Origin of the sequence: Sphingobium sp. YR768 (genome assembly GCF_900111125.1) — a bacterium.
Taxonomy (GTDB): Bacteria; Pseudomonadota; Alphaproteobacteria; order Sphingomonadales; family Sphingomonadaceae; genus Sphingobium.
Genome location: NZ_FOGE01000020.1, coordinates 77,151 through 89,584 on the forward strand (window position 1 = coordinate 77,151; position 12,434 = coordinate 89,584).

Below are 12,434 nucleotides of genomic sequence, written 5' to 3' on the forward strand. Positions count from 1 at the left end.
CTTACCATCTCTTGACCAGCTCGAACGCCACGAAACGACCCACCGCTGAATAGTTGGTCGAGTCATAGGGCGTGTCATAATAGAGGCTGGTCGCGATCACCGCGGGCGCGACGTTGAACAGATTCTGGATCGAGAGACCCACTTCGACGCCGCCCAGCGGCCCATGGCCGCCCTCGATCCGGTAGCGTGCGCTGACATCGGCTATGGTCATGCCGCGGACCCGCCCGGCAGATGCCGTCCGCTGATCATCGACCCCGCCGATATGGCTGAGCGTGACCGCCAGGCCCAGGCCGCCCTTGTCCCAGCTGGCCGTTCCGCGCCAGCGCCAGTGGGGTGGATTGAACAGGGTGCCGGCCAATTGCTGGACCGGCTGGCCCGCCGAAATCTGTTGCTCGCTATCCAGATAGGTCGCGCTCGCTGACAGGTTTAATCGCCCATCTGCGAGCGCCGTCTGATAGCGCGCCTGCACATCGATCCCGCTGATGCTCTGGCGGCCGGCATTGACGTTGCTGTTGTCGATGATCGCCACGACCTTTGCCGGGTCATAGGCCGACGGCGTGGCATTGAGAAACTGGTCGGCGCCCGCGACCAAAGCGGCCAGCTGCGCGGCGGTCGGCGACAGCGTGACCTGCCCGCTATTGGCCGGATTGCTGAGCGCCTGCGAGGCGATCGGGATCGGCGTCACGATCCGGTTGACATAGCGCGTCGAAAAATAGCTGACTTCGAGCGACGCGCCGGGCCATGCGGGCGGATGCAGCGCCAGCGAGCCGGACCAGCTGCGCGCCCGCTCCGGCTTGAGGTCGCTATTGCCGCCGGTGAGATAGAGCGCCGTCGATCCCGCCGGATAGCCCGTCCCGCCAAAGGTGGTGACGGGATAGAGCAGCGCCTGCTGGATCGAATAGAGCTGGATGAAGCTCGGCGCGCGGAACGACTTGCCCCAGCTCGCCTTGAGATCAAGGATGTCGTTGGGCGCAAAGATGACGCCCAGTTTGGGCGTGACGATATCGCCGATCTGGCGGTAGCGCTCATAACGCAGCGCCGCGCTCAGGTTCAGCCGGTGTATGAGCGGCAGGCCCATGTCCGGACCGACGAGCGGCAGATTGAGTTCGCCAAAGGCGTAGCGACTGTCCTGCGACGGTCGGGCATTGTTGATATTGCCCACGCCCCGGAAAATCTCGAAATCATTGGCGCGGATGCCCGCCCCGACCGCGAGTTTCGCCGGTCCGCCCGGCAGCGCGAACAAGGGGCCATCGGCGGCGACTTCGCCGGTGACGGTCTGGTTGTTGTAGCGGCCGGAGGCGGTGCTGGCGAACTGGTCGTTCCGGAAAGTGTCGCCCTGAAAATAGGTGCGTCCCTTACCGAACGTCGCTGACAGGCTGAGCTGCCAGGGGCCAAGCGCCAGGCGCGCGGCGCTGGCGAGGGCGAGCATATTGGAGTCGAAAGTCTGCCGCGTGCGACTGACGGCCAGGTCCCCGGCCGCGTTGAGCGGATAGGTGAATGCGCCGGTGCGGTCATTATAGAGCGCATCCGCCTCGATCGTCAGAATGTCCGTGATGTCCTGGTGGACGCTGGCGACGATCGCATGCCGCTGGCTGGCCGGCAGGATGGTCACGTTGGGCCGCACCCGCGCAAAATCGCGTTGATTGGTCAGCAGCGCGGTGTTGCGATTATATTCATACGCCACGAACCCGCCGCCGCCCTGCCAACGCCTGCCGGCGAGAATGGAGTAGCGCTGCTCGACATCGCCGCCGTCCGTCGCGCCAGCAAGGCGCGCCCGGGTTTCGACGCCGTCATAATCGCGCTTGAGCATGACGTTGACGACACCACCGACCGCGTCGGATCCATAGATGGCGGAGGCGCCGTCGGCGACGATCTCGATCCGATCGACCGCCGCGAGCGGAATAGCGGAAATATCGACGCCCTGTCGCGCTGAATCATAGGGCACACGCCGACCATTCAAGATGGTGAGCGTCGCATCGCTGCCCAGGCCCCGCAGATTGACGGTCGATCCGCCGCCGACATTGCCGCCCGTGCTCGACGGCACGTTGAAGCCGACACCGGGATTTTGTCCGCCGCCAAAGCTCTGCGGCAGGCTGCGTGCCACCTCGCCCAGGTCCGCCAGGCCGCTGTCCCGGATCGTCTTTTCGCTTAGGATCGTGACGGGCGAAGCGCCTGGCGCCCCTCGAATCCGACTGCCGGTGACGATGATCCCCGGACCATCGCTTGCCGCTCGCCTGTCGCCACGCGCCTGCTCCGGGCGAACGACATAGCCGCCATCGACCGGGTCGAAGGTCAGCCCAACCCCCTGAAGCAGCCGGCGCAGCGTGTCCTCGACCGTGAAACGGCCCTGGACCGCTGGCGCGGGACTATCACCAATCACATCCGCGTCGGCGAGAATGGTGCTGCGAGACTGCAGCGCCAGCGCCCTTAGTGAATTGCCCAGCGGTTGGGCAGGCAGGTCGATTGCCATCTGTTCAGCCGGCTGAGCCGCCGTCGCCGTGCCGGTCATCACGGCGACCGTAGTGATCGCTGAAAAAAGCCGTATGTCCCCAAATTGCGTCATTATCGTCTGTCTCCCCCCAGGCCGCTAAAGGGCGGGTTGTGCGAGAGACGATCGCAGCGAAATGCACCCGACAGTTATTTTTGGACGGCAGGTGATTTTTTGCGCGCGGGCTGCAGAATGAGACGATCGGGATGCGAGGCATTGATGGAAAGGCCGAACATGCTCGCGATCGCCTGGGCGAACTGCTGGGGTTCCCGCGCGCGGAAGGCGCCGGTCACGGAGAGATTGGCGAGACCCTGATCGCCCAGTTGCACCTGCCTGTGATTATAGCGGTTGATGGCGGCGACCGCGCTGCCGAGCGGCGTCTTGTCGAGCGCCACCATGCCCGACACCCAGCGGGCGTCCGCCAGGGAGCGCGCGCGTGGTGTAGCATGTGCGCCCATGCTGCTCGCTTCGCCAGCCCCCAGCGATTGCGTCGAAACATCGCCGTCCCTGCCCACCCTCTGCAACGCGATATCGCCCTCGATCGCCGACACGATCGGCTCCGCCCCAAACACGCTGACGTCGAACAATGTCTGGCGCGCCATGATCTCGCCGCCCGAAACGGCGACGCTGAAAGGGCGACCATCTTGGGCTACGCCAAAACGCGCGCGCCCTTGCGCCAGTTCGAGGCGACGGCGATCATGCGTGAACCGGAGCCTGACCAAGGTCGACGTATCGAGCGTCAGGGTCGAGCCGTCCGCCAGCCGAACGGTGCGGATTTCACCGACCGCAGTCCGGTAGATGGCCGCGTCAGCCGACGAGACGAGGTCGAAAGGTCTGGCGTGCCGGACCATGGCGAGCGTCCCCACCCCCAGGATCGCGGCAACACCGAGGCTCACCGCACCCACATGCGTGCTGCGGCGCATCAGAAAAGGCGCGCGCACGAGCTTGCGGCTTCGGCCCACCTTGCTATCGGCCAGCAGTTCGCTGTCGCGCCAGGTGCGCGCCGCCTCGTCATAGGCCGTTCGATGCCGGGGATCGGCGTCCAGCCAGGCCAGGAAGGCCCGTTCGCCATCCGTATCCTCGCCCGCCTGCCGACGAGCCAGCCACGCGCCAGCCGCATCGTGCACGCTGCGCGGGATCGAGGGCCGCTCTGCGTCAGTCATGGTCGCGCAGGTGCCTGCCCAGTTGCTTGATCGCACGACTCATCTGCTTCTCGACGCCCCTTATGCTCAGCCCGGTCTGCTCGGCAATTTCAGCATAACTATAGCCGTCGAGACGGCATGCGAGAAAAATCTGCCGGGTCAGCGGCTTGAGCCGTAGCACCGCCGCCTCGATCCGCACCAGCCGATCGCGCGCTTCGAGCGACGCGATCGGATCGGTATCGGTCACGGGCACCTCCTCGATCGGCATGTGGAGGTGCAGGCTGGTCCGCTCGGCGGCCCGCGCATCGTCACGGACAAGGTTGCGGGCGGCCTGGCGGAGATAGGCGCCCGGCGACGCGATCGCGGCCGATTGATCGTCGGTCTTTCCCGCCATGCGCGCAAAGACCTGCTGGACGATGTCCTCGGCCCGATCCTCCGCTGTCCGGCGCGCCAGAAATCGCAGCAAGGCCGGACGCTCGGCCCGATACAGCGCGCCGAGCAAATCTCTCGGCGTCGCAACCCGATCATGATCAGGCGGCAGCGGGTCGCGTTCGTCCAGGGGCAAGCGCGCGGCGCCTATTGCGGTCGACATCTCGGCCCATGACCTGCGCTACTATGCGCTGCATTCTTCATCGGCATGGCCTCCGTGCAAAGAGCGAGGCGATGCCGACAAGAGCCGGGTGTAGAGAACATGCTTGAGACATGCGCCGACGCCTTTGGCCGCAAGCGGCTTGGACATGTGCGTCGGCCACCCGGCCGCGTGTATGGCGGGTCCATTTCTTCCCAAGCGAGGTTCTCAAGCCTCGGCGTCGCCTTCGCGACGCGGAACAAGACTAACATCCTGATTCGGAGAAGCAACACCGATGGGACGATTTGCAAAGCGCACGTATATCGAGAGGGGGAGATCGACCACGATCCCGCCTGTAATGATTTCCCTGCTTCCCAGCCAGCGCTCGACTGCCCCATGTCGAAGAACGTGATCATCATGCGCGAGCGTTTCGCGCCTCGATTTCTGCGGGCTTTCGTTCGGGCGCAAGAGAACATTTGAGGTAAATCGCGCGAACGGATCGGGATGCTGACAAAATCAGTCGGTGTTGCAGAGTTTCAGGCAATCATTCCGCGATACTCACTTTTTCAATCCGGATTTGATAAAAATTTGCCGCCATTCACTCAAACTGACTTTTTCAATCGCCAATTACCAGGAATGACAAGGCCTTGGACCTTCGCGACGGGCGGCCTCTGGCGATGATAATAAGATAGCAGACATTCCGTGCTTTGCGAGAGGATCTCAATTGCCGCCGACATATTGGTCGTTGAACCTGCGCTCGCTCTTCCCGGAAGCTGTTGGTTTATATTTCCTGGGACAGCCGATTGATGGACGGCCCCCTCATTTTGCCCATCATACTTCGTCACCATGACAGGCGGACGCTCATGGTGGCGTTGATGCCTTCGCCAATGTTGGTCTGGGTCCAGTATTTGACATTGAACAGATTATTCACGTTGCCGGTGAAGGTCACCTTGCGCGCGCCGACCAGCGTGTCGAACTGGAGGCCCGCATTAGCGGTGGTGTAAGCCGGAATGTACAGGCTGTTGCTATCGCTGGTCGGCGCCTTGCCGGCATGGCGAACATTGCCATGCAGGCTCAGGCCCGGAATCGCGGCCACATGATATTCGGCATGGCCGGTGAGTTGCCATTTCGATGCTCCCGCTGGCACATTGCCGCGCAGATCTTCATTGCCGGGTGAGACGTTCTGAATGCTCGGATCGAGATAGAGGATACCCGCCCCCAGCTTCAGGTCGTCGCTCAGCCGATAGCTCCCGATCACCTCGATGCCTTCGTACAGTGTCAGTCCGTCCTGCGTGAGGCGGCGCTCACCCTCGACGAGCCGGTCGATCGTATTGGCGCGCTCGATGCGAAAGCCAGCGAGCGTGAGGCTCAGCCGCTCATGCTCATATTTGGCACCGACTTCATATTGGCGGCTAAGCGTCGCTTTGAGCACTTCGCCGACATTGGCATATTCGCCGCCCACCCGGCTGCCCGGCTCCATTGCCTCGACATAGCTTCCATAGATCGAGACATGGGGCACAGGCTTGTAAATCAGCGCGAGCGTGGGCGTTACCGCTGAGGTGCGATAACCGGAATCGACCGAGGCATCGCCATCGAGATCAGACAGCCGGTATTGCGTATAGCGCGCGCCGAGCATGGCCTGCAGATGTTCGCCAAGGTACAAGGTGTCACTCAGGAACAGGGCATTCTGCCGCTCGCGTGTTGGCCAGCCATCGGTCCCAAAGCTGATTTCGCGCGTCACCCGAAACGGCTGATCCTCGTAGATATTGCCGTTGAAATCATTGCCCCAATAATAATCTTCGTCGCTATACCCAAAGGCGCTGTCCGTGATCTGGAACGACGCACCCGCCACGATCTGATGTCGGATCGGTCCGGTTATGACGTCACCCTGCACCATTGCCTGGACAAAATGATTTTTGTCCAGTTCGGCGAAATTATAGGCGTAGCCATCATAGTCCCCGGCCTGGGTCCGCATGTAAACGAACATCTTGTTCGAGCGATGAAATTTACTGGTGTAGCCGTAGGTCAGGCGCGCGGACCAGCCATCGGCAAAGCTCCAGTCCAGCCCGGTGGCCGTGGCCAGTGTCCGCCCTTTATAATAGCTGTTGTCGATGTTGAGCTTGTCATAATCATAGGTCGCGCGCGGCAAGGCGGTCCCGTCATAACTCGCCCAGTAGAACTGGAACGGCTCATGCTGAAGATTGCTGTCTTCATATGTCCCGGTGGCATACCATTTGAGGTCGGGACTGAAGGCATATTCGAGCGCCAATGACCCGACCAGACGGTTGACCCCGGCCTGATTATAGCCAGTGCCCTTTTCTCCGGCCAGATTGATACGATAGCCAAGCCTGCCATCGCGGGTGAGCGGCCCGCCCGCATCGGCCCGGACATAGAAGACGCTGTTGGTGCGATAGCCGATTTCCGTCGTCAGCATGGGTTCGGCGGTCGGCCTCTTGGTCTGGTAGCTGATCACGCCGCCCGGCGCGCCAAAGCCGTACATGAAGCCGGTAAGGCCCTTCAGCGCCGTAACGCTTTCGATCGGCTCCAGCGGAAAGTCGCCGCCCCAATACAGCAGCAACGGCACATCATCGATATAATAGTTGCGCACGCCCAGCCCCCTGATCTGGGTGCCCCACCAGTTGGTCGATCCTGACGGCGCGGAGGAAAAGACGGACGGATCGTTGGCGAAGATCTGCCCAATGCTGTTGGCTTGCCGTCGGGCGATGTCATCTGCGTCGATGACCGTTACCGAATAGGGGGTATCCAGCAGGGCTTTCGCACCCAGAGCGCCGCCCTGGCTGACCCTGTTCTGGCCCTCGTCCGGCTTTAGGCCGGTCACGATGATCGCCTCATTCGCATCGGGACGTGCCGCATCTTCGGCCGCATCCGCTTTAGTTACAAAGACGGCAGGACATGCCGCCATTCCCGTCATCGTCGTAGCGGACAAGAGCGACAGGACCAATTTGTGCGTCATCGAAGAACCCCCTTCATCATGGCGCGGGCTCTAGGATTTATGATATTGCGAGTCAATTGCATATATGCTTATAGCGCCCCGACTTTGACGAAGGGGGTGAATGATGAAGGGTCTGAACAGATTGATTGGCGCATTGCTCAGCGCATCCTGCCTGGGCCTTCCGGCAGGCGCGGATGCACGGCAGGCACCCGATGCCGACAGCAAGCGGGACGATATCGTCGTTACCGGGGCCAGGAACCCCGATGTCGCCATGGCGTCGAAAGCCGACATCCCGCTTCTTGAAAATTCCCAGGCGATCTCGATCGTCTCGCAGCAAACGCTGATCGATCGCGGGGTTCTGCGGCTCGGCGACGCGCTGGCAGGCGTTGCGGGCGTGTCGCGCAATAACACCTACGGATTCTTTGACGGCTTCAACATTCGCGGTTTTAATGCCTCATCCGGCGCGACCTATCTCGATGGGCTGCTCGATGATACCGGCTATGGCACGTCCGAGATGACCGGGCTGGAACGGGTCGAGGTGGTTAAGGGGCCGGCATCGGGCCTGTTCGGCCAGGGGCCGCTATCGGGCATCGTCAACCTTGTCAGCAAACGGCCGCAGGAGGATGCGTTTCTCGATCTGGGCGTGAGCGCCGGTTCCTATGATCTGATCGAGGTCCGCGCCGATGCCAACGGACCATTGACAGCGGACGGCACGCTGACCGCGCGTCTGGCAGCGGTCTATCGCGACCAGGATTTCTTCGTCCATTCGTCGGGACAGAAGCGCGTCTTCCTCGCACCCTCGCTGCGTTGGCAAATGGGAAGCAGGACCAGCCTGACGCTGCTTGGTCGCTATCAGAAGGACGATATCCGCCCCTGGTCGCCGACCACCGCTTACGGCACTGCGCTGCCCAATCCCAACGGACCGCTGCCGATCAGCCTGTCGATCAACGACACCGTCTATCCCGCCGTTCAAAAGAATGATTACTGGAATGTGGGCTATGTGTTCGACCACCAGGTCAGCGAGGCCGTCACGGTCCATCAGTCGCTGCGCTATCAGGATTTCCACAACAGCTGGGACAACTGGCTGTTCATCACCGGCATCAACACCCAGGATATTCCGGCAACCGCGACCAGCCCGCTCATTCCCGCCTACAGCCGGGTCAGCCGCGCCTTTTATGGCCCCTACGAGGAGAACGGCACCTATTTCCGCGTCGACACCAACGCCAGCGCCCGTTTCGACACCGGGCCACTGAACCATTATCTGCTAGCCGGAATCGATTATGGCCGACGCAGGTCGGACAACTACAATCTCTACGACACCAGCAATCCCTATTATCTCAACCTTTACGCCCCGGTTTACGGGACGGTCAGCACGCACAATCCGGCCGTTCCCTTCTCGACCGCGGGCAGCCGGACGCGTCAACTAGGGCTGTACGTCCAGGACCATATCAAGCTGGGCGATGTTCTGACGGTGACGGTCGGCGGGCGATGGGACGATGCCTCGGCGATCAACCTGAGCGGCGGCGTGGCAAGTCCCAAGACTAAAGCCAAAGCGTTCAGCCCGCGAGCCGGGGCCACGCTTGCCCTTAATGAATGGGCGTCACTCTATGTGAACTATTCCAAATCCTTCACGCCGCAATTCAGCTACCGCGACGTTGACCAGAAGGTTCTGCCGCCCGAACGCGGGGTCAATTACGAGGGTGGTTTGAAGATCGCCCGATCCGATGGTCGGCTGACCGGGATGATGACGCTTTTCTCTCTGACCCGCGCTAATGTCGCCACGGCCGACGCCGTGCTGCTTAATGTCTATGTGCTGACAGGCGAACAGCGCACGCGCGGCATCGAGGCGGAAATGGCATGGCGTCCTGGTAGCGGCATCGAACTGACGGCGGCCTATACCTATCTTGACGCCAAGGTGACTGCCGACAACCGCCTGCGCGTCGGTTCGCGCCTTGGCAGCGTACCCCGCCATATCGTCGACCTGTGGGCACGCTATACCATCCCGTCGGGGCCGCTCGCCAATCTGGGTGCGGGGGGCGGGTTCCATCATGAAAGCAGCCGCGCGGCCAGCACGGCGTCGGCGGTCGCGGGCGCGGCGCAGCCCTTCCTGCTCGATGGCTATGTGCTGGTGGATGGCGCCATCTTCTACAGATTCGACGACTGGTCGGTGCAGGCGAATATCCGCAATATCTTCAACGAACGCTATTTCCCCACCGCTTCCCTGACCCGCACGACACCGGGCGAACCGCGAACCTTCATGGTTTCGCTTCAGCGGCATTTCTGACCCCATGGCGGTTCCACCAACCCGAACGGGCATCGCACGTCAGCGTTTGCATGTGCTGGCCCGTGCAATCGCCGCGATCATCGGCGGCTATGTCGTCACCGCGCTGGCCGTCGCCTGCCTGGCCCGCCTGCTGCCGATGCGCCCCGCCGAGGCGAGCATCGCCGCGACGCTCGCTTCGTTCGCCATCTATGCGGGCATCATCGTCGCCATCTTCTGGGCCAAGTCGATGCTGCGCGTCTGCATGGGCCTGGGCAGCGCGCTGCTTTTGCTGGGCGCTGCCCTGTATCTCTCGATACTGATTGGAGGACGACTGTGAAGGAGAGTTTCCGGCAGTCGATGGCCTGGCTCCATACATGGACCGGCCTGATGTTCGGCTGGCTGTTGTTCGCAATGTTCCTGACCGGCACAGCCGCCTATTTCCAACAGGAAATCAGCCGCTGGATGCGGCCGGAACTGGTGGCCAACGCCGATCCGGCCAGCGCCACGCAGGCCGCCATCAATTACCTGCAGGCTAGGCAACCGGACGCAGAAAGCTGGTTCATCACGCCCCCTTCCGCGCGCAACCCGGCCACCGAGGTCTTCTGGCAACCCAAAAAGGTCGAGGGCAAGCCGCCGACCCGGCGCAAGCGAGGAGAAACCAGCGCGATGCTCGATGGCGGCGGACATCCCGTCACGGTTCGCGAAACGCGCGGTGGCTTCTTCCTCTATCGCTTTCATTTCGACCTGCACTACATGCCGGTCATATGGGCGCGCTACCTCGTCGGCGTGGCGGCGATGTTCATGCTCGTCGCGATCTTGTCCGGGATAGTCACGCACAAGAAGATCTTCGCCGATTTCTTCATGCTGCGCTTCGGCAAGGGGCAACGAAGCTGGCTGGACGCGCATAATGTCACGGCGGCATTCGCCCTGCCCTTCTATCTGATGATCACCTATACCGGGCTGGTCACATTGGCGGCCCAATATATGCCTTGGGGCGTCATGGCGAACTATGCGTCCACCGACACGTTCTTCGAGGAACTTTTCCCCGGCAATACGGATGTTCCGCGCAGCGGCGTGGCGGCCCCTCTGGTCTCCGTCAGCCCGTTGATGGCGATCGCGAGCCGGACATGGGGCGGCGCGGCGGTGGGATCGATACAAGTGACCAACCCTGGCGACAGCACGGCCATCATCACGCTGCGCCGTTCGGCCACCACCGCAATCGGTGCGCGCGGAGAGAGCATCGTCTTCGCCGGGTCGAGCGGCAGGCTGCTGGACCGGCACGCGCCGGATGGTGGCGCGCTCGCAACCCAAAGCGTCATGGTGGGCCTGCATGCCGGGCGCTATGCCGACTGGGGCTTGCGCTGGCTCTATTTCCTTTCCGGCGTCGGCGGCACGATCATGGTCGGCAGCGGACTGGTGCTGTGGACCGTGAAGCGCCGCGCAAAGCTGCCCGATCCAACGCATCCCCATTTCGGGTTCCGTCTGGTGGAGCGGCTCAATATCGCAGCGATCGCCGGCCTTCCCGCAGGGCTTGCGGCCTATTTCCTCGCCAATCGGCTGCTGCCCATCGCCATGGCCGATCGCGCGGAATGGGAAATCAACAGCCTGTTTCTGACCTGGGCAGGCGTCCTCCTCTGGGCCTGCGCCCGGCCGCAGCGGCGCGCATGGGTCGAAAGCCTGTCATGCGCCGCCGCCCTGTTCGTGGCCGTGCCAATTGTAAACACCCTGACTGTCCCGCGTAACATGCTAACCGGCCTCATGACTGGCGACTGGCTGTTCGTCGCCTTCGACATGGCCATGGTGGCGCTGGCCTTCGCCTTGGGCTGGGCCGCGCGCAAGGCGGAACGCGCTAAGCCGAAAGCGATGCGCGGAACCCGTTCGAACGGAAAGGAACTGATCGCGGCATGATCCATATATTAGCGATTTGCGCGTCCTTCCTGGGGTTTGGATGCCTCTGCGCCGCGATGGCGCGACATCAGAAGGATTTGCTGGGCCGCACGCTGCCACGCCAGGCACAGCGGTGGCTTCGCGGGGCGGGTGGCGCTGTCCTACTTGTCGCGCTTGCAACCGACATGGCCGAACTAGGGGCCGCTTATGGCACGATCGCCTGGTTCGGTCATCTGACAATAGGTGCCGCGATGGCAGTAACAGGACTAAAATGGAAAACAGCCTGACGACAACGCTATTGTCTTCTCGCGAAATCCCGCACTGATTACCCATCCGAGGGGGTGGTTGGAGGATCTCATGGTACGAGCCTCAAGCTCGGTTGAGCGGCATTCAAACGCGAAAGGACCTCCCGATAGCTCTGGTCCGTACAGCCCCCCTTACAAATGTTGGCGAGCCCGCTCGGGCAGGGAACAGCGGCTTCCTTTTTTGTTGTTTCGAACCGACTAACCGGACTGTCCAACCTTGCGGACGCTAAGAAAGCGGCAACGGCAGTTTGTTCTAGGTCCGCTTCAGCGGAATAGAAAAGCGGCCGGGAAGGACGACAAAGGGTCGATTTCCTCGGCGTGCCCGTATGTGCGCCTCCCAGCCAGCTAGGAGCTGGCCTTGCGCTCGGTTCGCTATTAAGGTTTGATCGTGAAAAATCCCCCTAACACTGTACCTGCCGCAATCACACTGGACCTCATGCAGTTCTGCCGCAGGATTGCAGATACGGTCCCCGTGTTCGTAACCTCCGTGCCGCTCAGAAGTAGTGGTGCGTCATTCTGCTTCGACAATGTTGAGCGAAAAATCGCTAAATCCGGCGGAAGCATCGCCTATGGGTGGGCGATCTGGCATATCCCTGACCTTTACTACGAAGCGGAGCACCACGCCGTTTGGCGCAATAAGCTTGGCAGTCTGATCGACGTAAGCCCTCAATTGGGCGGTCGCAGGCGCCTGCTTTTCCTGCCCGATGAAAGCGCAGTCTACGACTCATGGAAGGTATGCATCCGGCGAGACGCGCCTTGTCGTGAGGTAGGGGCCTGCTCTTAAGAACGCTCTCGAGAGCACGCTTAGGAGCAGTGGATGCGGCAGAT

Annotated in this window: 8 protein-coding genes; 4 read left to right on the plus strand and 4 right to left on the minus strand. The window is 62.1% G+C overall.

The genetic code is table 11. The annotated features are described in order from the left end of the window. Position 1: 1 nt before the first annotated feature. The 4 genes from BMX92_RS19340 to BMX92_RS19360 form a co-directional block, all read right to left on the minus strand. Entirely contained in the window at positions 2-2,563 is a 2,562-nt protein-coding gene (locus BMX92_RS19340; protein WP_093019539.1) for a TonB-dependent receptor, read from the minus strand. Positions 2,564-2,637: 74 nt separating this feature from the next. Further along, positions 2,638-3,651 (minus strand): FecR family protein, encoded by a 1,014-nt coding sequence (locus BMX92_RS19345; protein WP_093019541.1) that lies wholly within the window; start codon positions 3,649-3,651, stop codon positions 2,638-2,640. Then, on the minus strand, positions 3,644-4,222 hold the full coding sequence (locus BMX92_RS19350; protein ID WP_093019543.1) for an RNA polymerase sigma factor: 579 nt from the start codon (positions 4,220-4,222) through the stop codon (positions 3,644-3,646). Before BMX92_RS19350 ends, BMX92_RS19345 begins: the two co-directional genes overlap by 8 nt. Positions 4,223-5,039: 817 nt before the next feature. Continuing rightward, a complete protein-coding gene (locus BMX92_RS19360) occupies positions 5,040-7,172 on the minus strand; it encodes a TonB-dependent siderophore receptor (protein ID WP_093019547.1) in 2,133 nt (710 codons plus the stop codon). 100 nt (positions 7,173-7,272) lie between these two features. On the opposite strand from BMX92_RS19360, the gene BMX92_RS19365 reads away from it, so the two are divergent. Genes BMX92_RS19365 through BMX92_RS19380 form a run of 4 tightly spaced genes read left to right on the plus strand, consistent with a single transcriptional unit; the run spans position 7,273 to position 11,588 of the window. Further along, on the plus strand, positions 7,273-9,435 hold the full coding sequence (locus BMX92_RS19365) for a TonB-dependent siderophore receptor (protein ID WP_093019549.1): 2,163 nt from the start codon (positions 7,273-7,275) through the stop codon (positions 9,433-9,435). A gap of 4 nt (positions 9,436-9,439) precedes the next feature. Next, the gene (locus BMX92_RS19370; protein ID WP_093019551.1) at positions 9,440-9,751 is read left to right on the plus strand and encodes a hypothetical protein; all 312 of its coding nucleotides are present in this window, start codon (positions 9,440-9,442) and stop codon (positions 9,749-9,751) included. Continuing rightward, on the plus strand, positions 9,748-11,322 hold the full coding sequence (locus BMX92_RS19375; protein ID WP_093019553.1) for a PepSY-associated TM helix domain-containing protein: 1,575 nt from the start codon (positions 9,748-9,750) through the stop codon (positions 11,320-11,322). The genes BMX92_RS19370 and BMX92_RS19375 overlap by 4 nt, the downstream gene beginning before the upstream one ends. Beyond that, positions 11,319-11,588, plus strand: a complete 270-nt coding sequence (locus tag BMX92_RS19380; protein WP_093019555.1) for a DUF3325 domain-containing protein — start codon at positions 11,319-11,321, stop codon at positions 11,586-11,588. The genes BMX92_RS19375 and BMX92_RS19380 overlap by 4 nt, the downstream gene beginning before the upstream one ends. Positions 11,589-12,434 lie beyond the last annotated feature (846 nt).

What these genes read in the sequence shown, in the direction of transcription:
- BMX92_RS19345 (WP_093019541.1), bottom strand. Translation starts at nt 3,651, where the DNA reads ATGACTGACGCAGAGCGGCCCTCGATCCCGCGCAGCGTGCACGATGCG.
- BMX92_RS19360 (WP_093019547.1), bottom strand. Translation starts at nt 7,172, where the DNA reads ATGACGCACAAATTGGTCCTGTCGCTCTTGTCCGCTACGACGATGACG.
- BMX92_RS19340 (WP_093019539.1), bottom strand. Translation starts at nt 2,563, where the DNA reads ATGACGCAATTTGGGGACATACGGCTTTTTTCAGCGATCACTACGGTC.
- BMX92_RS19350 (WP_093019543.1), bottom strand. Translation starts at nt 4,222, where the DNA reads ATGTCGACCGCAATAGGCGCCGCGCGCTTGCCCCTGGACGAACGCGAC.
- BMX92_RS19365 (WP_093019549.1), top strand. Translation starts at nt 7,273, where the DNA reads ATGATGAAGGGTCTGAACAGATTGATTGGCGCATTGCTCAGCGCATCC.
- BMX92_RS19370 (WP_093019551.1), top strand. Translation starts at nt 9,440, where the DNA reads ATGGCGGTTCCACCAACCCGAACGGGCATCGCACGTCAGCGTTTGCAT.
- BMX92_RS19380 (WP_093019555.1), top strand. Translation starts at nt 11,319, where the DNA reads ATGATCCATATATTAGCGATTTGCGCGTCCTTCCTGGGGTTTGGATGC.